Annotated in this window: 20 protein-coding genes; 13 read left to right on the plus strand and 7 right to left on the minus strand. The window is 42.6% G+C overall.

Annotated features, from left to right (window positions below):
* Window positions 1-281 precede the first annotated feature (281 nt).
* A complete protein-coding gene (locus O3C43_15635) occupies window positions 282-668 on the minus strand; it encodes a response regulator (protein MDA1067923.1) in 387 nt (128 codons plus the stop codon).
* Between the two features lie 153 nt (window positions 669-821).
* Between O3C43_15635 and upp the strand changes: the two genes are divergently transcribed.
* The 4 genes from upp to metA all read left to right on the plus strand — a co-directional run bounded on the left by upp (window position 822) and on the right by metA (window position 5,015).
* Window positions 822-1,439 carry a uracil phosphoribosyltransferase gene (upp, locus tag O3C43_15640; protein MDA1067924.1) on the plus strand — a complete coding sequence of 206 codons (618 nt, stop codon included), beginning with the start codon at window positions 822-824 and terminating at the stop codon, window positions 1,437-1,439.
* Window positions 1,440-1,483: 44 nt separating this feature from the next.
* A complete protein-coding gene (locus O3C43_15645; protein ID MDA1067925.1) occupies window positions 1,484-3,010 on the plus strand; it encodes an SIS domain-containing protein in 1,527 nt (508 codons plus the stop codon).
* Window positions 3,011-3,189: 179 nt separating this feature from the next.
* Window positions 3,190-3,909 carry an energy transducer TonB gene (locus O3C43_15650; GenBank protein MDA1067926.1) on the plus strand — a complete coding sequence of 240 codons (720 nt, stop codon included), beginning with the start codon at window positions 3,190-3,192 and terminating at the stop codon, window positions 3,907-3,909.
* Window positions 3,910-4,097: 188 nt separating this feature from the next.
* Window positions 4,098-5,015, plus strand: a complete 918-nt coding sequence (gene metA / locus O3C43_15655; GenBank protein MDA1067927.1) for a homoserine O-succinyltransferase — start codon at window positions 4,098-4,100, stop codon at window positions 5,013-5,015.
* 6 nt (window positions 5,016-5,021) lie between these two features.
* Here the strand turns inward: metA and O3C43_15660 are convergent, their stop codons facing one another.
* Window positions 5,022-5,297, minus strand: a complete 276-nt coding sequence (locus O3C43_15660) for a SelT/SelW/SelH family protein (protein ID MDA1067928.1) — start codon at window positions 5,295-5,297, stop codon at window positions 5,022-5,024.
* A 186-nt stretch (window positions 5,298-5,483) separates the two neighbouring features.
* Here O3C43_15660 and uppS point away from each other — a divergent pair, with 186 nt between their 5' ends.
* From uppS to O3C43_15705, 9 genes are all read left to right on the plus strand, one after another.
* The gene (uppS, locus tag O3C43_15665) at window positions 5,484-6,254 is read left to right on the plus strand and encodes a polyprenyl diphosphate synthase (GenBank protein MDA1067929.1); all 771 of its coding nucleotides are present in this window, start codon (window positions 5,484-5,486) and stop codon (window positions 6,252-6,254) included.
* Window positions 6,255-6,265: 11 nt separating this feature from the next.
* Window positions 6,266-7,111, plus strand: a complete 846-nt coding sequence (locus tag O3C43_15670) for a phosphatidate cytidylyltransferase (protein ID MDA1067930.1) — start codon at window positions 6,266-6,268, stop codon at window positions 7,109-7,111.
* Window positions 7,108-8,280, plus strand: coding sequence for a 1-deoxy-D-xylulose-5-phosphate reductoisomerase (locus tag O3C43_15675; GenBank protein ID MDA1067931.1), 1,173 nt, complete (start codon window positions 7,108-7,110; stop codon window positions 8,278-8,280). The genes O3C43_15670 and O3C43_15675 overlap by 4 nt, the downstream gene beginning before the upstream one ends.
* Window positions 8,280-9,746 (plus strand): RIP metalloprotease RseP, encoded by a 1,467-nt coding sequence (rseP, locus tag O3C43_15680; GenBank protein MDA1067932.1) that lies wholly within the window; start codon window positions 8,280-8,282, stop codon window positions 9,744-9,746. Before O3C43_15675 ends, rseP begins: the two co-directional genes overlap by 1 nt.
* A complete protein-coding gene (ispG, locus tag O3C43_15685) occupies window positions 9,743-11,794 on the plus strand; it encodes a (E)-4-hydroxy-3-methylbut-2-enyl-diphosphate synthase (protein MDA1067933.1) in 2,052 nt (683 codons plus the stop codon). Before rseP ends, ispG begins: the two co-directional genes overlap by 4 nt.
* 46 nt (window positions 11,795-11,840) lie before the next feature.
* Window positions 11,841-12,581: a ribonuclease PH gene (gene rph / locus O3C43_15690; protein ID MDA1067934.1), complete on the plus strand. Its 741-nt coding sequence runs from the start codon at window positions 11,841-11,843 to the stop codon at window positions 12,579-12,581.
* 565 nt (window positions 12,582-13,146) lie between these two features.
* Window positions 13,147-13,959 carry a lysophospholipid acyltransferase family protein gene (locus O3C43_15695; GenBank protein ID MDA1067935.1) on the plus strand — a complete coding sequence of 271 codons (813 nt, stop codon included), beginning with the start codon at window positions 13,147-13,149 and terminating at the stop codon, window positions 13,957-13,959.
* A gap of 75 nt (window positions 13,960-14,034) precedes the next feature.
* Window positions 14,035-15,192 (plus strand): hypothetical protein, encoded by a 1,158-nt coding sequence (locus tag O3C43_15700; GenBank protein MDA1067936.1) that lies wholly within the window; start codon window positions 14,035-14,037, stop codon window positions 15,190-15,192.
* A 145-nt stretch (window positions 15,193-15,337) separates the two neighbouring features.
* Window positions 15,338-15,499: a hypothetical protein gene (locus O3C43_15705; GenBank protein ID MDA1067937.1), complete on the plus strand. Its 162-nt coding sequence runs from the start codon at window positions 15,338-15,340 to the stop codon at window positions 15,497-15,499.
* 166 nt (window positions 15,500-15,665) lie between these two features.
* Here O3C43_15705 and O3C43_15710 read toward each other — a convergent pair whose 3' ends face one another.
* The 5 genes from O3C43_15710 to O3C43_15730 form a co-directional block, all read right to left on the minus strand.
* On the minus strand, window positions 15,666-17,330 hold the full coding sequence (locus O3C43_15710; protein ID MDA1067938.1) for a fibronectin type III domain-containing protein: 1,665 nt from the start codon (window positions 17,328-17,330) through the stop codon (window positions 15,666-15,668).
* Window positions 17,331-17,392: 62 nt separating this feature from the next.
* On the minus strand, window positions 17,393-18,427 hold the full coding sequence (locus tag O3C43_15715) for a TIGR02597 family protein (GenBank protein MDA1067939.1): 1,035 nt from the start codon (window positions 18,425-18,427) through the stop codon (window positions 17,393-17,395).
* Between the two features lie 208 nt (window positions 18,428-18,635).
* Complete coding sequence (gene cimA, locus O3C43_15720; protein ID MDA1067940.1) at window positions 18,636-20,228, minus strand: citramalate synthase; 1,593 nt, start codon at window positions 20,226-20,228, stop codon at window positions 18,636-18,638.
* Window positions 20,229-20,247: 19 nt separating this feature from the next.
* Window positions 20,248-21,609 (minus strand): threonine synthase, encoded by a 1,362-nt coding sequence (gene thrC, locus O3C43_15725; protein MDA1067941.1) that lies wholly within the window; start codon window positions 21,607-21,609, stop codon window positions 20,248-20,250.
* Window positions 21,606-22,826 carry an aspartate kinase gene (locus O3C43_15730; GenBank protein MDA1067942.1) on the minus strand — a complete coding sequence of 407 codons (1,221 nt, stop codon included), beginning with the start codon at window positions 22,824-22,826 and terminating at the stop codon, window positions 21,606-21,608. Before O3C43_15730 ends, thrC begins: the two co-directional genes overlap by 4 nt.

The raw sequence follows: 22,826 nt of genomic DNA on the forward strand, positions 1-22,826 counted from the left end.
TCGGGCTCCTTCCGCCAGGGCCATCAACCAGCATCTTTGTAGTGTAATCAAGTCTTCTTTTTAGGACGCTAATTCAGAAACAAAGGGGAGTCTATGGCTTTGCCGCGAAACCTGGACTAAGCCTAGGACCAATGCATAGAGGATAAGGACGACCTCCAAAGAGGAAACACTGATTCCTATAAGTTCAGTCGAAATAAAACCAAATCTCACCAATAATACAAAAACGAGGATCCCAAGTGAGTATCCCCACACAGGAAAGATTAGCCGCTTGAGTTTAATTTTCATGTCAGAGACTTGGTGATGAGCCCATCAATAACATGGTACAGTTCTTCTTCCATAATGGGTTTGCAGAGATACCAATCAAAACCGGCTTGGATCAGACGACGTTTATCGTCAGCCATAGCATGAGCGGTAAGGGCTAAAACCGGGATATCTCTGTAAAGATAATCCCCACGTATTCGCTTCATGAGGCTCACCCCGTCCATGCCGGGCAAACTTATATCAAGAACAAATAGATCAGGCAGACGTTGAACTCCAGCACCCAGATGAGTAAGCAGCTCTAATCCGGTTCTAAAACAAGTGATATTATATCGATCGGATAAAAATGCACAAAACAGGTCAGAATTATCCTGATTGTCTTCTACAAGGTAGATAGATTGGAAACTCATTTAAGATTGATGCGAAATATTACTAGGATGCGAGTTGATCACGTCAGTTGAACAATGATCAATACACCAAGAAAACTATTACCTGGAAATCGTTGACCTTTATCAGATATTTTACGGTCGTGCTTGGACGAGAAAGCAACTTACATTACCAAAATGCCACTTCACATTATCGACCACCCTTTAGCTCGAATACTCATCACTCAGTTAAGAAATAAAGAAACATCGAGCGATGCATTCCGGACAGCCTGTAAAAGGATCACCCAGATGCTGGTGATCGAGGCTTCAAGATCTCTCAATACGGAATTAAAGACGGTATCTACCCCGATGGAAGATACGGAAGGATGTAAATTGGCGGATAAGCTGACGATTGTCCCCATCATTCGAGCCGGCATATCCATGGTTGAGCCCACATTGGATATTTTGCCACAAGCCGTCGTTGGTTATATCGGTTTGGAAAGAGATGAAAAGACAGCGATCAGCCGCAGCTACTATCGCAACATCCCTTCATTAAAGGGACGAAAGGCATTTATCGTTGATCCGATGCTGGCTACCGGCGGTTCCACCTTAAAGGCAATCGATGTATGCATCGAAGAAGGCGCAGCGGAAATCACTGTAATTAGTATTATTTCTGCACCTGAAGGGATAAAAGCAGTGGAGGGAAAGCATCCGGAAATAAACATACACACCGCTTCTTTGGATAGAGAATTGAGCAGTCAAAAATATATTCTGCCTGGTTTGGGAGATTTTGGTGATCGACTCTACAATACTTGATCACTTTCAACCTATAAAAATCTCATATTCAGGAAAAGAGATTAATGAGAAGCGAAGCTTGTGAAGCCTACCTCAACATAGCGGACCAATTTAAGCTAGGTTCTCTGGATACGGAGAAAACTCACCCTCTTACCCAAAAGCTTTCAAAAGAAGCCAAAGAAGACTTATCTTTAGCTATTGAAAATCTTAAGCGAGTGGACATCGAAGCACTTTCAAGGCTTGAGTCCTATTTGCCTGCAATTGCAAAACTGGGTGCAGATATCAAGGAAACCTTGGTAGAGGGAGGCAAAATATATCTTTGCGGATGCGGAGCCACTGGAAGACTCTCGATCGCTCTCGAGATTTTTTGCCGGGAAGGACTAAGCTCGATTGATAATAAAAATCGGTTTATCGGATTTATGGCAGGCGGAGATGTTGCTTTAATCAAGTCGATAGAAAATTTCGAAGACCGACCCGAGTACGGTAAGCGGCAATTGAAAGAGTTAGGGTTTAAAAACGGTGATCTGTTAATTGGCTCAACTGAAGGAGGAGAAACCCCGTTCGTAATTGGTGCAACAGAGGCCGCCAGTGAAATATCAGAGAGAAGACCGTGGTTCCTTTACTGCAATCCAGACACTCAGCTTAAGCGTTTTGTCGAACGCTCAAGACGCATACTGGAAGACCCTAAGATCCAATCCCAATGCCTGGCAGTTGGCCCTATGGGATTGTCAGGCAGCACACGGATGCAAGCGAGCACCGTCCTTATGGCAAGTATCGGTTGGGCAATAGAAACCGGAGGAGACGCGGTTCTGCTTTCTAAACGGTACCGACGTTTTTATGATACCTGGAACGCCATCGATTTAGAAGGACTCGACAAAATAACGGAAGCGGAAGCGGATACCTATAAAAAAGGGGATTACGTCATTTACCGTACCAGGGAGTACGGGGTTACCGTGTTAACCGATACAACTGAAAGATCTCCCACTTTCAGCTTACCTCCGTTTGAAAATGAACAACAAGCTGTAGACACAACCGGTTGGTGCTACCTTACCGTGCCAGATACTGGAAATGTTCAGCAAGCGTGGGAGCACGTTCTGAAGAGACCTCCCCGATGCCTTGAATGGGAAGGAATCAGTTCATTCACTGGCTACAATTACATTCTTGGTTTCTATATCGATGGTAGCTGTCTACAAAAACGATTGGAAAACAACAAAGGCTCGAATCAATATCTCTTTGATGTAGATGCTAACAAGGACCAGCTTGAACTAAGTTTCCGGGGCTACAAATGGTCCGTAAATATAAAGCACCTTCCTTTTTTCGACCAAAATTTAATCCTTAAACAGGTGTTGAATATCCATTCGACTCTGATCATGGGTCGACTTGACCGCTTTGAAAGTAACCTGATGACTTACGTCAGAGCCTCAAATTTCAAACTCATAGATAGAACCATACGCTATGTACAACTCCTATCTGAATACCGCTCCAAACAGACCCCGACTTACGAAAAAGTCGCGGAAGTCCTGTTTGAATTAAAAGACAAGCTGCAGCAAGACGAGCCAGCGGTGTTGCGAATTCTCGATTCATTAAAGTAACATAAGGTCACAGACCACCCTTCAAAGGTAATTTACGAAGCGGAGAATAGCTCGAACTGGTCTGCAGGGCTTGTGTAAGAGGTTTGCTAAAAATGCGACTACTTCGTCGGTTAACTGGAGGCGAATAACTATTTAATGGGATGCTTTCGATTCTTTCATCCGTAAACCCATTCATTTCGATGAACTCAGCAAAAATAACAACAATGATATTCGGCCTTACGCTGATACTTGGAAATATCCTGGTCTCAGCAGAAAACCTGGACATCAGCCCGCGCCCAATTAACACGCCCAGCCCGAGCTTTTTCGGTCATATCATTTCCTCCGATGCCTACGTTAGTGTGGTCATAGAAATTAACGCCAAAGGAGATGTTACCAATGCCATAGTCAAACACTCTTCTCATCCTGATCTTGAGAAACCGACGTTGAAAGCTGTTAGACAATGGGAATTCGAGCCTGCCTTTAGGAACGGAAAACCAGTGGCCAGTAAAATTGTTCAACCGCTGACTTTTGGATCTTCCTTTTTAACACCCGTAGACGAAAAAGCCATCCCTCTTTATAGCCCAAAGCCCGAGCTTGCGAAAAAGCTACAGGATATTGAAGGCGAAGTTGGAGTAGCGGTTTCTGTTGATTCTGCAGGATTCGTCACCCGGGTTAAAATGCTTTACTCCAGTGACCAACGATTGAATTTGCCAGTTTTGAAAGCTATCCGAAATTGGAAATATGAGCCAGCCAAACGCAATGGCCGTTCAGTGAGTTCTAAACAGATCCAACCTTTTGTTTTTGGGAAAAACACAAAATATAAGGATAACCAGGTCCAAAATGCGGCCGCTACTTCTATTTCGGTTAACCCTCAACGGGAGGATAATGCCGCCTTGGCTCAGCTGGATTCTGACGAATAAATATCCCATTTAAGCTAACAAACTTCCAATCCGACCATCCAGAGAGCGTTATGCCCGAATTCGGGCAAACCCAAACAAAAGGCAGACCCTTCAAGGTCTGCCTTTTGTTGTTTTATAGGTTAGCATACTAAAATATTGCTTCCGCACGGTCCGATCAATTCTTATACCAGAATCTTTTTAGTTTCCCGATGCCCATAAAAATCCCAGACGACCTTCCAGCAAAGCAAAGACTGAAAGCTGAAAACATATTCGTGATGTCCGAACATAGAGCCATGAGCCAGGATATCCGTCCCCTTGAAGTTGTGGTATTGAACCTAATGCCCAATAAGATCGACACGGAAACTCAGCTCATGCGTCTGCTGGGGAATACTCCTATTCAGATTAACATTACTCTCCTAACAACGGCGTCCTATACATCCAAGAATACCAGCAAAGAGCATTTGATCAATTTCTACAAAACCTGGGACGAAATAAAGCACCTAAAGTTCGATGGCTTAATTGTAACAGGTGCGCCGATTGAGTTATTGCCTTGGGAAGAAGTTGCCTATTGGGATGAACTAAAACAAATCCTGGATTGGAGCCGCACCCATGTGTGGTCGTGTTTCTTCATTTGCTGGGGCGCACAGGCTGCATTGCATCACTTTTATGGAATAGAAAAACATGAATTACCGAGTAAAAAATTCGGTGTATTTACCCATAAAAAATTAAAATCTGATTCAATCCTTCTCAGGGGATTTGACGATGAATTCCTGGTTCCGGTGAGTCGTCATACGGAGGTGTTTAAGGAGGACATCGAAAAAGAAGAAAAACTTGAAATCCTCTCTGAATCCAAAGATTCGGGTCTTTATATTGTAAGGGATAAATCAACGCGTCGCTTATTCGTTTTCAACCATTCGGAGTATGAGGCCGACTCTCTAAAGAATGAATACGACCGGGATGTTAACAAAAACCTGCCAATTGAGGTGCCCGAGAACTATTTCCCCGACAATGATCCAAGTAAACAGCCGGTACTGAGTTGGCGTGCCCATTCATACCTGCTGTATAACAATTGGCTTAACTATTACGTGTATCAGTCCACACCTTTCGATTTCAACAAAATTGGTTGAAACACCTCACAGCTTGTCACTGTGACCGAGGTTACGAGTGGGATCGATCCGATCTCTCACTAATTGCTTTAATTCTTTGGATTCCGGGAAACGGCCGACTTCTTTCCGATCAAAAATTGGTTCTCCGTTCAAACTCACGATAAATACACCTCCCAATCCAGGGACTAACGCGACCTCGCCCAAATCTCGACCAAAGGTAAATAGTAACTCCTGGGCCAACCAGCCTGCGCGTAGCACAAACCTACATTCGCTGCAATATTCGATCCGTATTTGGTTTTTCATAACATGAGATATACTTTAACAAGGGAGCCACTTGAATCAAAAAACCCTTATCTCCAATCATTTTCGCTACTTTCCGCATTCCAGTTGATTTCAGTGCAAAGTTTGCCCATATACCGGTGATTTTCATTTACCTAAGCAGGATCACCGCCAAGGCTACAATCCTCTTCAAATCTATATTTTTTGATTTTGAATTCTTCTATCAATAAGCACCCAACGATAAAACATGTGGCTATCATCATGGATGGCAATGGCAGGTGGGCAAATAAGCGGGGACTTCCTAGGAATGAAGGCCATAGCCAAGGTGTGCAAAATGTCGAAAAAATTGTAGAGAAGGCAGGCCAGTTAGGCATTCGTTACCTAACCCTGTACGCATTTTCTGCTGAAAATTGGCAACGACCCAAAAACGAAGTAGATGCACTAATGAATCTCCTTGAGTCGTTTTTAATGAAGCAGAAAAAACAGCTGCTGGAACAACGAATTCGTCTGCACACCATAGGTCACGTAAACGATCTGCCAACCACCGTTCGTGAATTATTGAACGAGGTAAAAACAGACACCGCCCATTTTGACGAAAACCATCTAATCTTGGCCCTAAACTACGGGGCCCGAAATGAGGTAGTCGATGCGGTAAAGCGATACACCCAAGCTGTAAGGCTAGGAACTGAAGACGACAACGACTTAGACTGGAATACGTTTTCGAACTACCTGGATACGGCTGAATTTCCGGATCCTGAACTTGTTATAAGGACTTCCGGGGAACATCGACTAAGTAATTTCCTCCTGATGCAAAGCGCCTATTCAGAATACTACTTTACTCCAGTATGTTGGCCAGACTTCGGACCGGATCTGTTTGAGGAAGCACTGGTAAATTATCAGAATCGAGAACGTCGTTTTGGTAGGACTGGTGAACAAATTAGAGAAGAACAGTCCCAACCTTTAAATACCAACAACTCCTAAACTCCTAAGCAGTGGGAAAACGAATAATCAGTACCATCCTACTTTGGAGCCTGCTTTTAGGCATTATTTTTATCGGCCAATTAACTGCTGTGGTTTGGTTAATTTCAGCTCTTTCCATAATCGCTCAGAATGAAATTTACAACATGGCTAAAAAGCTGGGTTGGAAAGCATACCGAATTTATGGACTTGTGATCGGAGGATGCCTCCCCCTCGTAACTTACTATGAGGATCTTTTGCACGAATATACCGGAGGAATTGTCGACGATGTGACCATTCTAGCCATTGGATTCACAGTATGCGCCCTAGTTGGAATACGAACCCGGGAAATTAGAGATAATTTTCAGCGGATTGGCGGAACCTTCATAGGCATTCTTCTGATACCATTTATGATGACGTTTTATATTCGGATAGCCCAGTTATTCCCAAACGAATCTGTTGGTATTGCAGTTGGATGCTGGGTGGTTTTGGTGGGGAAGTTCTCTGATGTGGGGGGATTACTTTTCGGCAGTTGGCTGGGAAAACATAAATTCGCTCCTAAAATCAGTCCCGGGAAAACGTGGGAAGGTTTTGCAGGCGGCGTATTCACTTCGACCGTTTTGGGTTTTTTGTCGGTGTATTTTCTTCCAGATTATTTTCCAGGAAACTTTCACCCTTGGGTGGCCGCACTTTGCGCGATTCCTATTGCGTCAATGGCAGCGTTTTCAGACTTGATTGAGTCCGTGATCAAGCGTCAAGCCGAAGTCAAGGACAGCGGTAAAAGTATACCCGGCATCGGCGGAGCATTCGATTTGATGGATAGTTTACTCTTGAGCGCGCCGGTCGCGTTCATACTTATGTCATTTTTTGCTCCCCTATGAGCTTAACTCCCAAGAAGTTAGTCATCCTTGGAGCAACAGGTTCGATTGGAGATAATACTCTGGCGGTACTGAGGAAACATAAAGAGAAATTCCAATTAGTAGGAGTAGCTTGCGATCGATCATCTAAAAAGTTGGCTGACATCTGCAACGAATTTGAAGTCCCCTATGCGGCAATTTACGATGAGAAAGTTCACTCAACAGCTTTAGCAAAAAACCTATTCCCTAGCACACAGCTAGAAATGGGAATGGAAGGCCTGATAAAATTGGCCAGCCTGGATGAAGCCGATATCGTTCTGGTAGCTGTAGTTGGCACATTGGGATTGAAGCCAGCCCTGGCAGCCGTTGAAAAAGGAAAGGACCTAGCCCTAGCAAGCAAAGAGATCCTTGTGATGGCTGGAAAGTTTTTCACAGAGGCCGTAAAAAAAGCCAAAGTAAAATTGTTACCGATAGACAGCGAACATAACGCCATATTTCAGTGCCTGAACGGTGAATCCCACCAATCAATCAAGAACATTATTTTAACGGCTTCAGGTGGAATTTTCAGAGATAGACCACTAGATACATTTGATTCAATAACCCCTGAGGAGGCTACACGTCACCCCAATTGGTCCATGGGAAGAAAGATTACTGTAGATTCGGCGACTATGGCAAATAAAGGCCTCGAGATTATTGAAGCCCATTGGCTGTTTGGAACGCCCGCAGAAAACATTAAAGTCGTGATTCACCCAACGAGTATTATTCACTCTCTGGTGGAATTTATAGACGGCTCCATACTCGCACAATTAAGCCCTCCATCCATGACATTTGCGATCCAACATGCTTTGCTCTACCCAGAAAGATTTGAAAAAACGGAACCAAGTCTAAATTTTTCGGAAGCAATAAACCTCGATCTATCGCCCCCAGATATGATGCGATACCCATGCCTTCGCCTTGCCTACGAAGCACTCAAAGTAGGCGGAGTCGGACCGGCTATTTACAATGCAGCAAATGAAATAAGCGTAGAGGCATTTTTGAAAAATCAGATTGGATTTATCCAAATTCCGGTAATTATAGAAAAAACTCTCGAAATAACACAATTTAGAGAACCTCATTCATTGGAGGAGGTCCTAGAAATCGATCTTCAAGCACGCCAAAACGCCTCACAACTTATAAAATCCCTTTCTAACTAATGGAAATTTTTTCCAACTTTAAAGCCATCGTCCTGGTTATTTTTTTCTTCGGTGCATCAATATTCGTTCACGAATTGGGACACTTTCTTACAGCAAGATGGCGTGGACTCAAAGTAACACGGTTTTCGATAGGATTTGGACCAAAGTTGTTTTCATGGACGAGAGGTGGCGTGGAATACATCGTAGCAGCATTGCCCATTGGGGGATATGTCGCCCTACCCCAGCTTGGACACATGGAAATTATTGAAGGTGAAGCAGAACCTAGCGAGGCAAAGGAAGTTTCATGGACATCGAAAGTAATTGTTCTCACAGCAGGGGCAATTTGCAACGTGATTTTCGCACTATTCCTGGGCTCAGTTCTCTATTTTATGGGAGGAAGACCTGTTTCCATGTACAACAATATAACGGAACTTGGGGCAATTCCTGAAACACTGGCAATTTCGGAAGATACTATCGTCCCGAGCCCAGCATTCCAAGCCGGATTGAAAAAAGGAGATATAGTAAGGGCAATCGACGGTAAATCAGTTTCAAAATGGGAAACCATCGAAAAACGTATCATCATGGGTTCCAAAAGAACTTCAGATGATAAACCACTCTCACTATTTTCAATCGAACGGAACGGCAAATTGCTAGAGTTCAAGGTTCTCCCGATCATTGCGGGGCAAGAACAAATAAGAACTGTAGGAATTTCCCCTAAATTCCCAGATATTCCTGCCATTGTTGGATTTGTCAAAGAAGGGTTTCCGGCCGAAGACGCTGGTCTTTTAGCTGGTGATCAGCTGATGCTAATGGATGGTCAGACCATTCATTCAACAGAACAAGTAGCTCAATACATAAAGCAAAGTCCTGGCAAAGAAATCACATTTATCATATCCAGAGGTAAGGAGAAACTTACCAAAATCATTGAACCGAAGATCGCTATTATTAATGAAGCTGGGGATAAATCGCCTCTCATCGGCGTTGAGTGGTATATGGGGAAAAAATACCTAAAAGAACCGCCATTGGTTCTGTTCAAATCGGTGGTTGTTGAAACTTTTGAAACTTTAGAAAAGTTGGTGAATCCAAAATCTGATCTAGGCATTCGACATCTAAGTGGCCCAGTCGGAATGGGCAGAATCATATATCAATCGGCCAAATGGGACATAAGAATGGTTTTTTGGGTAGTAGTAATAATTAATATCAATCTGGCGATTTTGAATCTTCTTCCGATCCCTGTTCTTGACGGAGGACATATTGTTTTTGCAACTATTGAAAAAATCCGTGGCCGGGCATTACCTCAAAATTTAATGATGAGTATGCAAGGCGCATTTATGATAGTTCTTCTTTCATTAATGCTCTATGTCACGTTCTTCGATGGAAAAAGAATTCTCCTAGAAAATAGCCAGGATAAGGCGGCTGAAGTGGACCAATTTCAACCAACTCTGGAATCAACAAATCCAAGCGAAGATTCTAAGATAGAACCATGAAGGCATATTGCGCCTCCAGACTAGTCTCCAAAAGGAGAATCACCCGAGAGGTCAAAGTAGGAAATGTTGGAGTTGGTGATTTAAATCCAATCCGTATCCAGTCAATGACGACCACATTGACTACGGATATAGAGGCTACCGTTAGGCAAACACGAGCACTTGTTGAAGCTGGGTGCGAAATCGTTCGAATAACCGCACCCAATGTAAATGCAGCGAAGGCATTGGCGGTAATTTCAAAGCGGCTTAAAAATGACAAGATCGACGTCCCCTTAGTTGCAGATATCCATTTCTTGCCTTCAGCTGCAATGGAGGCCGTTGAACATGTCGAAAAAGTTCGGGTCAATCCAGGCAACTATGCAGATAAGAAAAAATTCCAAATTATCGAGTATTCTGATGATGAATACAGACAGGAACTCGAACGACTCCATGAATCTTTTTCCCCTCTCGTTAAGCGATGTAAGATACTAGGAAGATCCATTCGAATTGGAACAAATCATGGGTCGCTCTCAGATAGAATAATGAATCGATTTGGGGATTCTCCGCTTGGCATGGTTGAATCGGCATTGGAATTTATAAGAATCGCTGAGGCACATAACTTTTACGATATCATACTTTCAATGAAGGCCAGTAACCCCAAGGTAATGATTCAAGCATACCGACTTGCGGTTGCAAAAATGGCCGAAGAAAACATGCAATACCCTCTACACCTTGGAGTAACGGAAGCAGGAGATGGTGAAGATGGGAGAATAAAAAGCGCAATTGGAATAGGCAGTCTACTGATTGACGGACTAGGAGACACCATAAGAGTCTCTCTAACAGAAGATCCTGTTTACGAGATCCCGGTTGCGCAAGCATTAGCCAAGAAAGCCACATATTTGTGGAGTCAAAAAAGCTCAGCTGAGTTACAAATGGACGAGACCGTAGACCCTTTTACATTCACAAGAAGAGAGGTAGAGAAAATCGATCTAAATCAAAGAATAAAAATATCATCCACTCTCCCGCCAATAGTATTCTTGAAGAACAGGGCGCAAACGGACATTATAAGTTCTGTCGATCAGCTCTCTTCATTGACCTCAAATCCATCTAAAATCGACACACCCGTCGAAGGTTGGGTAATTGAGCTCAATGGGATTCAGGATATTGATGAGCTTACAAGTGCTTATAAAAATTTCGATTCGCAAAAAATACCACTAATTGCCGAATTAGGTAACAACTTAAGTGAAGATCCACGTCCCTTTAACAAATTGATAAATTTGTTTAAATCTGTGATCTTTGCTATCGAATGGCCACTAATCGGGACAACTGGACTACAAAGATGGGTATCATGGGCCATAGAAAAAAATGCTTCTTTGGCTATTGGCATATCCGCCGAAGATTTAGCCAAAAACGCGTCATCGTTTATAGAAAAGGAGCTCCCACCCATTATTCTTTTCACTCAATCAAAAAATACAAACTCTCATCCGATCGGCGATTACAGACTTTTAATTTCGATACAAAATTCCTTGGGACTAAAATTCCCTGTCTGGCTGCGAGTTAATAAGAAATCCTATATTCAACAAACCCCAGGATTTTTAAATGACCTTCTAGAAGCTTCGTTGCTTGCCGGAAGCCTCCTTTCTGATGGTTTTGGTGATATACTGAGCATTGAGTGCGTTGAAAACCAAGAGAATGCCTTATCCTTAGCCTACAATGTCTTGCAAGGAGCAGGTGCAAGAATATCAAAAACTGAGTACGTAGCTTGCCCTAGTTGCGGACGGACTCTATTTGATTTACAGAAAACAACTCAAACTATTAGAAAAGCAACAGAGCATTTAAAAGGTGTTAAAATTGCTGTAATGGGGTGCATTGTTAACGGTCCTGGCGAGATGGCAGATGCCGATTTTGGTTACGTTGGAGGAGCACCAGGAAAAGTGAATCTTTACGTAGGGAAAGATTGCGTTGAATATCACGTCAAAGAATCGGAAGCAGTGAGCCGCCTAATTGATTTGATCAAAAAAGAAGGTAAGTGGGCTATACCAAAAGAGCCTATGGTTCGAACCAAAGCTTAACCATTAATTTCTCGCTTCTTTCTAAATCAAACCATTCCTTATAGAAATGGAGAGAAACGATACATTCGAAAGGCCGGACGGTCGCAAAATCGACGAATTAAGGGAAATAACTTTTATTAAAAATTTTGCCCCTCACGCAACAGGGTCTGTTTTATGTTCTTTTGGAAATACAAAAGTAATTTGTGCTGCAACCATTGAGGAAGGAATTCCAAGATGGATGAAATCTCAAGGCGTAAAAGGAGGTTGGACCACAGCAGAATATTCGATGCTTCCCTACTCGACTCTGGACAGGAAATCACGTGATATTTCTAGAGGCAAACAAGATGGTCGAACCGTAGAAATACAGAGATTGATCGGTAGGTCGCTGAGGGCCGTTATAGATTTACAGAAATTAGGGGAAAGAACTTTATGGATTGATTGCGATGTTTTACAAGCAGATGGTGGAACAAGAACGGCCTCGATTACAGGAGCTTACGTCGCTAGCAAACTTGCATTTGCAAAACTAATTGATCAGGGACTGATTACCGAGGACCCATTTACAGATTCAATCGCAGCAATTTCTGTCGGAATCTATAAAGATAAGGAAATATTGGATTTAAATTACCCTGAAGACAAAGATGCGTCCGTAGATTTTAACGTGGTCATCACGGGAAGTGGAAACTTTGTCGAAGTACAAGGAACAGGTGAAGAAGCGGTATTTACTCGATCACAACTCGATAGCATGTTGGAGCTAGCAGGATTGGGATGTGTGAAAATTTCTAAGATTCAAGATAAAGCTCTGATTTAAGAGATTTTGTTGCACACGGAGATCAAACGTCGATATCTACGTACAAAAAAAGGCGGGAAAGAACCCCCTCATGATTCCTTACCCGCCATCTCTGAGCCATGCAGTCAGCTTGGGTCGAGAAAACATTTCTGTTTTCATATTTTAATTAGCTTCGTTCGTGCCAATAATATCTGCCTAGCCGTAAAGAACTTGTTAACAATAAGATATAAAAGATAAAAAAATGAGAATTACATAATGCTAATTAAGTGCATTATTATTGCTTTTTTGATACTTTAAACCATATTTTTATCTTATTTAAGATGCACTTACATCGCATAACCGTAATTGAACTGAGAATTTAATGAGAAAACAAGAATAAGCAAACTTTCAACATATACATATCAATTTGATTTTTTTTTGGATCTACAAATTGCCAAAATCACGAAATTGTAACTCAAATAACCCACTAAACTCCTTTAATCTCATAAAAGCTTCAAGGTATAATCAATTAAGACGATGGAAATAGAAATTGTAGGTTGATTTGAATTTCACCCTATTCGATTCTGGGTAATCAGAAAAAAATACTATGCGCTTCCAATTAGATTACCCACCAATTTACGATAACTATCAAACTAGAAACGAACATCTAACTTGGTTTAGTAGGACTTTCCCTTCTTTAGCATTTTACAAAAGGATGTCAGCAGTTGTCATGCGAGGCGCTGAATTGGCCAAAAAAGACATGTATTCTGATAAAGAATGGTGCACAAGCAGTTTTAATATTTTGCGAGCCATTGAATCAATCGGGACAAAGGTAACAATCGAAAACTTAAAACTTACCCTGGATCTAAAGGAACCATCAGTGATCGTAGGCAATCACATGAGCACCCTAGAGACTTTCTTGCTTCCGTACATGCTAAGCCCTCATATGAAAGTCACATTCGTAATAAAAGAGGCTCTCGTTTCATACCCTATTTTCAAACACATCATGATTTCCAGGAATCCGATTATTGTTGGACGAGAAAGTCCAAAAAAAGACTTCATTAAAGTTTTAAGTGAAGGAGTTAATCGAATAAAGGAAGGATATACTGTAATTGTTTTTCCACAAACAACTCGGATGAAAGTATTTGAGAAATCCAAATTTAACTCGATAGGAATTAAATTGGCAAAAAGAGCAAACGTACCAGTTATCCCTCTAGCACTTAAAACGGATTGCTGGAGAAACGGAAAAATTATAAAAGATTTCGGAAAAATTGATCCAAGAAAATCTGTCCATTTTAAATTCGGAACACCTCTCAAAATTGAAGATAATGGGAAGAATCAACAAGAATCAGTGATTAAACATATTGAAGATTGCTTATCCCAATGGACTGATAGAATACCTGCCTTAGAAGAAAAATAAAGATCTAATCAGACAATTCCAGCATTTGTTTTTGCTTAAGAAGCCTTTTCCAATTAGATTTAAACCCAAAATATCATGCCAGAAAACCCGAATATTAAGCTACCAAAATGGCCCTTTCTAGGCGGCGACATAGTCCTAATAATACTCGCATGCTTTATAGTAATCGCATCACCAAAGCCCATGTCAGCAATAGGAATATTTGCATGTGCTTTAAGCGTAATTCTGGGAATGCTAGTCTACCTCACCCCATTTATCGTTGATCATCTAACACAGCAGCAGCGAATTAGGCTCAAACAGGTAAAAGCAGAAGAGACACTATTAAGAGCCGTTGAGCTAGCATCAGATTTGCTGAATCGAACAGAAACGATACACTCTGAGTTAATGAAGGGAGTTCTTACCGTTAAACAAGTGCCAGCCAAACTGGATGAGAAGGCCGCAGAATTCATGGAGATATTCAACACAGGCAAACTCTCAACAGCCGTCACGGAATTAAGGAATTTACTCGAAAGAGTGGAAACATATCAGTCCACAACAACTAGTGATTCTGAAAAATCGATTTATCTATCTTCAATCAAAAAAGTATTTGAATCTCAAAGTTCAAAATTAGAGATCCAGATCAAATCTCTTCATAAGGCAGTCGATTCAGAATTCGCCGAATTAAGACATGAAATTCTAGAACATCAAAACAAAGTGGAATACAAACAACCCTCACGGAAGGACAAGCCATTTAAAGAAGAGCCATCAGACGAACTGAAACCTGATGTTTATTCAACCCATCTAAAGACTGTAAAAAAACAAAGCGCTGAGTCATTAGAAAAATCACTCCCAGATCAGGAAGAAAAAGAGGAATCAATTTTCGCAATTACGGAGGATCAAATTGATGAGATTAATGTGGAGGAACTGAATCAAAAGTTGGATGACATCGAGAAAAACTCAAGCCCATCGACTTCAATCAGTTCCTCTAGGCAAAATATTGACGGTGCCACCAGGCTCTTAGTTGGCGCTTTTATTGGAATTTCTAATAAACTCTACATTCGCGGTGAAGGACCTGGCCTTGATTGGGACAAAGGAGTTCCAATGGAACTAGTAGGAATCGGAAAGTGGGAATGGAAGGCCTATGATGCAAACACAGCAGTCAGATGCAAAATACTTATAAATGACGAACAATGGACCGATTCTGAAGACATTGTCATAGAAGCGAATACAACAGTTGAAACGACGGCTTCTTTTTAATTTCGTTCAATTTATATTCGTGGTATAGAATGGAGAGAGGTTCCATCCCAAAGACAGTAGCCATGAAAACATACCCGGAGGCATCCATGTCCTGAGACTTCCTCCATACAGTCCGGACCTCAATCCCATTGAAAAACTCTGAGACATGACCCAGGATCATACCTCCAACAAACTCTGGCCATCCATCAAACGTCTCGATCAAGTCATAACCCTGTTGCTCAAAGACTGGTGGGAAGATCCCAGAAAAGTAATCCGATTGTTGGAAACAACTGGCACCGCGTTTCTGCAAACCAAAAATTTATCATAACTAATCTAAAATGGTATAGATGCCAGATAATCTACATCATTTTCCGGTCCAAATCCAGGTGGCAGATTTTGGGACGTTAACGAAGAAATTCAAGAAAACTTCAATAAAACAAAAGGCTCCAAAGTATCATGGAGCCTTTTGTTCAGTGTAAAAGTTGAATCGAGAATTATGGAGCTCCAGCAAAGTCGAAAAGCTCAACAACAGCGAAACCAGTAGTGTCATTAACTCCTCTAACAACGACCGAGTAGGATTCATTTTGGGTAAGTCTTACAACCATTGCAGGATCAACCTCAAATTTCGGAATAAAACCACCGGGGACAGTCCCAACAATTTCTGACTCGTCGTCCTTCCAATCGTTGTTGGTCTTAATTGCAATAAGATCTCCTATTTTAAATAGTTGAGCCGTTGGATCTGCAAGAAAGTTAGGAATACCAGATGCTTCCAAATCTGGTCCGGCAATTCTTGAGTATATCCCCTGGGAAGCGTCCCCAGCAACTCGAAATGAAGCTATGAGAATCTCATCTACTGTCCCTACTAATGCTCTTACCGAAATATTGGTCAATTTGCCAGAATTTGGTTCAGCGGGATCCTTAAATTCATAGAGTTCTACATTAGCAAAACCAATGGTATCGCCAACTCCTCGAACAATTACAGAGTAGTTACCCGGGTCTGGAAGATTTACCACCATTGCAGGATCAACATCAAATTTTGGAACTAGACCGCCGGGAACAACACCTTCAACCTCAAACTGCGTGGTCTTCCAATCGTCATTTGATTTAATTAGCACATTACCATCAACTTTTCTAAGCTCCATCGTTGGATTCGCAAGAAAGTTTGATATTCCGGCGGCTTCCAAATCTGGTCCACCGACTCTTAAGTATATTCTCAATGGGCCACCATCTACTCTAAAAGAGGCGATCAGTATCTCATCACCCGTTCCAACAAGTGCACGCGTGGATAGGTTGTTAAATCTTCCACTACCGGTAGCAGATGTTGTGGCAGTAGCAGTTGTATTGTAAGCAGACTGAGAAGGAGGTCTCAAAGCGATAACCCGATATAGGTATGCAGTATTCGAAGCAACAGTACTATCTACAAAAAGAGTAACTCCAGGAGCTAAAGTATCAAGAATAGTCCAAATTCCAGATCCATTCAGTGATCTTTCAATCCGGTAACCCGTTTCATCAGATGCATTATCAGTCCATGTTACATTAAGGGTCAATCCATTAACAGCTGCAGCAATTCCAGTTGGAGCGGCAGGCGGTGTACCCGTGGTGACTCCGTCTGCTAACCCATCGGCTGCAGGTGTCGTTCCTGTACCTAGTGCAGTCGCATCTGTGGTAATAACTTTTAAATTAATTGCCAATGTTCCATCCGGAGGAGTGACCCACAAATCAGTACCATCGAGGTTGGCCGCTGTCACTCGAAACATTCCGTAAGGAACCGCAGCCGCTGATGCGGGTGGATTTGTCAGAGTAAGAGTTGGAAAGAAATAGAGAGCAAGATCATCACCTTCAGCCCAATCTCCAGAAAAGCTAATACTTCCTGTTGATCCCAGAAACGCACCAGGGACGTTACCTCCACTAGAAGCAATATTCCAAGCAGCGACGAGGAAGTCATCTCCTTCAAGAGCCGTACCGGAAGGACCCGAGAAACCAGGCGTCCCTATGTCAGCAACTAAGGCAACCACTCCGGTAGTGGCCATATCGAACCCTCCAGGATCTTTGAGCTTCTCGGCTGTTACATTTATTGTTATCGCAGCTGAAAGTTGACTAACTAAGATTGTCACGCTTAGAAGAGAGAACAAGCTTAACTTTAGTGTTTTGTGGCTCATAAAATGGTTACTTTGATAAGGGTGATGATCGTAAGAGGTTTGATAAATGCAAAAAGCTAAGATTAATTACCGTAGTTTGGAAGGTTTGACCAATCGATTTCGGCTAGTCCCCCGCCTGCTTTTTTCCGGACAATAAATCCAAGGCCGGGCGTAAATACGGCATCGTTACCAACGTCTACGTTGACACCATCTTTAATCCATTTGGCACCATCCCAAGTATAAACAGTTGCATCACCAGCGAGTCGATTCTGCTTAGCAGCCGAATTATCCCAAATCAACAATTCATCTCCTGCTTCAAACGAATCAGATAGTCCAGATTCGATTAGAGTCATTTCAATCGGGCGCTGGAGACCGATAGGGTTATCTTGCTGTAACGTATCTCCTATTACAACCGGGAGAGATAACCCACCCATAACAACCTCACCCGTAAAAGTAACTGTGGTGTTACCTGCCACATCATTTCTGAGGATGAAATAAGAGTCGGGATAAAGAATAGTATCTCCAAATTCAGCATCAAGCAGTGCACCTACTTTACGCCACTTTACACCTAGGTAGTAATAAGTGGCATCCGCCGCATTATTGATTCCCTCTGCAACGGCTGGGATAAAAATTTCACTAGACCTAGATCCAGCAGATGGTGATGCGTGAACACCTGCACCATCAGGGAAAAGCGAATCCAAAGTCCAGAACCGGTGAATTGATACACTATCATTAACCGCCGGGCCGTCAACCAGAAGAGTACCATCGAGACCTACGTCTAATTTAAGCGTGTCGGCAGTGTTTGAAACGATTGATGCATACGCGCCTTCAACATCACCACTTCTAACAAAACCATAATAGGCACCTGCCCATTCGTCAGGATCCCATCCAGGCGAACCTTGGACTGTTAGTGTGTCGGTTGTAAGACCGCCGATCACACCATTAAAGACTGCGGGTTGTTTTAATGGCATGGAAATTAAGGTGTCTGAGTTTCCTAATGCGGTAATTTGGATAACTCCAACAGGGTTGGTGACGGCTTCAATCCCGAAGGCTTGAACGGAAAAGAACCCTACCAAGATTGTAAGGAGGGGCAGGTGGGACAATTTTGCTAATCTCATGATGTAAAAATATGCAGAGTTACTATGGTTACGTTGCAACAATTTATAAGGTCTGGGCAATTTTTTTTTTGAAAAACTATCATTTAGTTTATTTGGGAAAATCCGGGGAATTAAATTTCTCCGGTCTAAAAATGTAAGACGTGATTAATTGTCAAAAAATTCCTCGATACGAATTCTCAAGAAAATCGATAATTTCTTGACTAAAAATTTACTTAATTCCTGCCAGCTCATCCTTAAGGAGTTTATATTCTACGGCATCCAATAATGCCTGAAGGCTTGCTGCAACGATATTATCACTGGCTCCAACCGTGCCCCAAATATTTTCCCCATCACTAGACTCAATAAATACACGGGTTTGGGCATCAACTCCGTTTTCAGACTCCAGGATTCGGACTTTAAAATCTCGAAGCTCAACATCGTTTATAACGGGATAATCTGAGGCGAGGGCCTCTTTTATAGCGCGATACAGTGCACTAACTGGACCGGTCGACTCAGCCACACAATGATGAACAACACCTTTAACCTCAACTTTTACTGTGGCTTCTGCGACTACAGATTGAAGATCATTACGGCGACCCTCAATAACACGATACCCTTGTAGTGTGAAAAATGGGGTATGGTGTTTTAGGAATTTCGAAAGAAGTAATTTGAACGATGCATCTGCGGCCTCGTATTCAAACCCCCGATGCTCCATTTCTTTGAGTTGATCCAAAAACGCTTTCATTTCTGGCGACTTTTCGTCAACTTCCATACCTAATTCTCTGGCTTTCATCATTAAGCTACTTCTCCCAGACATATCGGAAATAAGTATCCTCTGACGATTTCCAACTTCCTCGGGTCGTATATGCTCATAGCTTCGGGCAACTTTAAGTGCGGCATTGGCATGCACACCTCCTTTGTGGGCAAAAGAAGAGGCTCCAACAAAAGGCGCTCGTATGTCTGACCGTACATTTGCGAGGTCATCAATGTAGAGCGACAGTTCCCTCAATTCTTTCATCTCACTTCTACAATTCATATTCTTATCCATTTTAAGAACAAGATTTGGAATTATAGTTGTTAGGTTTGCATTCCCATTTCGCTCTCCATAGCCGTTCATGGTGCCTTGGACCATAGTTGCACCTACCGATACTCCTGCAAGGCTCACTGCGACACCAACGCCAGAATCGTTGTGACAATGAACACCAACCTTAATATTGGGGAAATGGTTAACTACTATTCCAGTGATTGATTCAATCTCAGGAACCAATTTTCCTCCATTCGTATCGCATAAAACCAAATAGTCTGTTCCGCCAGCAACAGCTGCTTCCAGCGTTCTGAGTGCATATTCAGGATTTTCAATGTAACCATCGTAGAAATGTTCGGCATCGTAAATAACCTCCCGCCCCGCGTTTTTTAGAAATTGAACAGAATCCGAGATCATCTCCAAATTTTCTTCAGCAGTTGTCCGAAGCACTTCCGTAACATGTAATATCCAGGACTTACCAAAAATAGTCACAACCTCGGTTCCGGCATCTAGCAGGAGCTTTAGTTGAGCATCTTCATCTGCTTTAAGATTGGCCCGACGCGTTGATCCAAAAGCGGCAACTTTAGCATGCTTCAACTTGATACCTTTTATATCCTCAAAGAATGCCATGTCCCTGGGATTAGATCCCGGCCACCCGCCCTCAATATAATCAATACCAAACTGATCCAACTTTTGGGTTATGAGAATCTTATCCGTTGACGAAAATGAGATACCTTCTCCTTGAGTTCCGTCTCTAAGAGTAGTGTCGTAAATTAAAATGGAGTCGTCTTGTTTCATGAAAGCTAGCTTTGGTGGGCTAAATATGCTTAAGAATGAAGGATTCAACGGCTTCTGCCGTTGACGCAACCTTATGTTTAAAAATCTCCCTTGATTCCAATTTTTCCAACGAAGGATGCTTCGAAGCAACCCCTATACATTCTTCAATGGTTTCAGGGAATTTTGCAGGATGAGCAGTCGCCAATACGACTTGTGGTTTCCGGACACCCTTTAGCACATCAACCATTCCGCATGCAGTATGTGGATCCACAACATAACTGAATTCCTCATATACTTTGGCGATGATTTTTTTAATTTCTTCGTCATCGGTTCTACTGCTGGAAAAGGAGCGAGGATCCAAATCAGAAAAATCGTAATTCCCCGATTCTTTGAAAGTTGTCATTATCTCCCTCACACGGGCCGGATCGGAACTTTCGGCATAGTAAAGAAATCGTTCGAAATTGGAGGCCACCTGAATATCCATGGAAGGAGCCAAGCTGGACTGAACTGAGTGAACTTGATACTTACCGGTAGTAAACAAACGGTGTAAAATATCGTTTTGATTGGTGGCGACTCGAAAGGATTGTATGGGTAACCCCATTTGCTGAGCCATCCAACCAGCAAGGACATTTCCAAAGTTCCCCGTTGGAACAATAAATTCAACTTTTCCACGGATTTTCTGAGGCAATTGCCAAAACGCATATATATAGTACACGCATTGAGCTAAGACTCGGGCCAGGTTGATTGAATTTACCGCCGATAAATTTACGCGTTTTCGAAATTCCTGATTTGAAAAAACCTCCTTCAATACTCTTTGCGTATCATCAAAGCTCCCTTCGATTGCCAAAGGGTAAACATTGTTCGCCTCAGTGCAGGCCATCTGCCTTTCTTGCAGTGGCGCTACACGGCCATCGGGATACAAAATAAAAATATTAACACCGGACTTCCCTATCAACCCATGGATGGCTGCAGCGCCAGTATCACCAGAAGTCGCACCTAGTACATTGATCGGTTGACCACTTTTCTTTATCTGAAGCTCATAAAGATTACCCAAGAGTTGAAGCGCAAAATCTTTAAAGGCCAGTGTCGGACCATGGAACAACTCCAGCACCCAGAGATCGTCACTCAGTTTTTTAAGTGGTGCACGTTCTTCGCAGTCAAATTTTTCGTATGATTTTTTAATCAGATCCCATAACACCGTTGAATCAATATCCGTGGCAAAGTGCTTGAAGAATGCGAAAGCCATTTCTTCAAATGAGTAATCGCCCCATTCAGCAAACTCCCTTGAAAGGTCGGGCAATTCCTCCGGGACATAAAGACCGCCATCCGGAGCCAATCCAATAGCTACTGCTTCGGAAAATGATACGGCCTCAGTTTGCCCACGTGTGCTTACAAAATTCATCCAACGGCATTTTCCAAACCAAAGGCCTTATGAACCAAATTCACCCCTAGGTCCGCATGCTGAAGATCAATCGCAACTGAGATCTTGATTTCGGAAGTTCCGATCAACTGGATATTGATACCGCCTTCTGATAAAGTCCTAAACAATGATGCTGCTACGCCTGAGTGACTACGCATCCCAACACCCACCACAGAAAGTTTGGCAATGTCGGTTGTGCTCGTGAGACTCCCGCCTATTTTTTGAAATACTCGATTCACAACACTCTCAGCTAAAAAGGTATCCTCCCTAGGTATCGTAAAGGTCATATTAGCCTTACCTTTGCGGCCGATATTTTGAACAATCATATCAACCATTACGTTAGATTCCGCTAGAGCGGAAAACAACGTTGCGGCCGTTCCAGGTTCGTCGGGTAAATCACTCACCACAATCAAGGTTTGGCTTTTGTCTATCGCTACTCCTCTCACGAGGACATCTTCCATGGAGGCTACTTCTTCTTTCACAATCGTACCTGGTTTATTGTTAAAACTTGAGCGCACTTCAAAAGTGACATTGTATTTTTTTGCAAATTCAACTGCTCGAGCCTGCATAACTTTGCTGCCCATGCTAGCCAGCTCAAGCATTTCTTCATAACTCACTTCTTCGAGTTTCACTGCATCCTTTACGATTCGTGGATCAGCAGTATACACGCCTTCTACATCGGTGAAAATTTGACACAAATCAGACTTCAAGCCTGCAGCCATTGCAATGGCGCTCAAATCAGAACCGCCACGACCCAGAGTACTTATATCCCCTGAAGGATTTATCCCCTGAAAGCCAGCAACAATCACCACCGTTCCCTTGGAAAGAAGATCGGGGATATCTCCCCCTTCAACTCGAAGTATACGCGCTTGTGTGTGTGAATCATTAGTAATCACACCAGCCTGAGCACCGGTCCGAGATTCTGCAGGAACGCCCAATGCGTGCAACGCCATTGCCACTAAGGCAATCGTCTCCTGTTCACCAACCGCAAGGAGCATATCCATTTCCCTTTCATTTGGATTTGGGTTTATGCTTTTGGCTCTTGCGACTAACTCATTGGTTACTCCAGATCTGGCAGAGACTACTACCACAACCTCGTTACCTGCATCATACGTTTCTTTGATCCGATGCGCAACCGCTTGAATTCTTTCAACAGTTCCGACGGAAGTTCCACCGTATTTTTGTACGATTCTAGCCAT

This window comes from Verrucomicrobiota bacterium (assembly GCA_027622555.1).
Taxonomy (GTDB): Bacteria; Verrucomicrobiota; Verrucomicrobiia; order Opitutales; family UBA2995; genus UBA2995.

Excerpts from the sequence above, each read along its gene's own strand:
- O3C43_15675 (MDA1067931.1), top strand. The coding sequence starts at position 7,108 with ATGAGCTTAACTCCCAAGAAGTTAGTCATCCTTGGAGCAACAGGTTCG.
- O3C43_15660 (MDA1067928.1), bottom strand. The coding sequence starts at position 5,297 with ATGAAAAACCAAATACGGATCGAATATTGCAGCGAATGTAGGTTTGTG.
- O3C43_15645 (MDA1067925.1), top strand. The coding sequence starts at position 1,484 with ATGAGAAGCGAAGCTTGTGAAGCCTACCTCAACATAGCGGACCAATTT.
- cimA (MDA1067940.1), bottom strand. The coding sequence starts at position 20,228 with ATGAAACAAGACGACTCCATTTTAATTTACGACACTACTCTTAGAGAC.
- O3C43_15635 (MDA1067923.1), bottom strand. The coding sequence starts at position 668 with ATGAGTTTCCAATCTATCTACCTTGTAGAAGACAATCAGGATAATTCT.
- upp (MDA1067924.1), top strand. The coding sequence starts at position 822 with ATGCCACTTCACATTATCGACCACCCTTTAGCTCGAATACTCATCACT.
- rph (MDA1067934.1), top strand. The coding sequence starts at position 11,841 with ATGGAGAGAAACGATACATTCGAAAGGCCGGACGGTCGCAAAATCGAC.
- O3C43_15705 (MDA1067937.1), top strand. The coding sequence starts at position 15,338 with ATGACCCAGGATCATACCTCCAACAAACTCTGGCCATCCATCAAACGT.
- O3C43_15650 (MDA1067926.1), top strand. The coding sequence starts at position 3,190 with ATGAACTCAGCAAAAATAACAACAATGATATTCGGCCTTACGCTGATA.
- O3C43_15695 (MDA1067935.1), top strand. The coding sequence starts at position 13,147 with ATGCGCTTCCAATTAGATTACCCACCAATTTACGATAACTATCAAACT.
- O3C43_15715 (MDA1067939.1), bottom strand. The coding sequence starts at position 18,427 with ATGAGATTAGCAAAATTGTCCCACCTGCCCCTCCTTACAATCTTGGTA.
- metA (MDA1067927.1), top strand. The coding sequence starts at position 4,098 with ATGCCCATAAAAATCCCAGACGACCTTCCAGCAAAGCAAAGACTGAAA.
- O3C43_15700 (MDA1067936.1), top strand. The coding sequence starts at position 14,035 with ATGCCAGAAAACCCGAATATTAAGCTACCAAAATGGCCCTTTCTAGGC.
- O3C43_15730 (MDA1067942.1), bottom strand. The coding sequence starts at position 22,826 with ATGGCTAGAATCGTACAAAAATACGGTGGAACTTCCGTCGGAACTGTT.
- thrC (MDA1067941.1), bottom strand. The coding sequence starts at position 21,609 with ATGAATTTTGTAAGCACACGTGGGCAAACTGAGGCCGTATCATTTTCC.
- ispG (MDA1067933.1), top strand. The coding sequence starts at position 9,743 with ATGAAGGCATATTGCGCCTCCAGACTAGTCTCCAAAAGGAGAATCACC.
- rseP (MDA1067932.1), top strand. The coding sequence starts at position 8,280 with ATGGAAATTTTTTCCAACTTTAAAGCCATCGTCCTGGTTATTTTTTTC.
- O3C43_15710 (MDA1067938.1), bottom strand. The coding sequence starts at position 17,330 with ATGAGCCACAAAACACTAAAGTTAAGCTTGTTCTCTCTTCTAAGCGTG.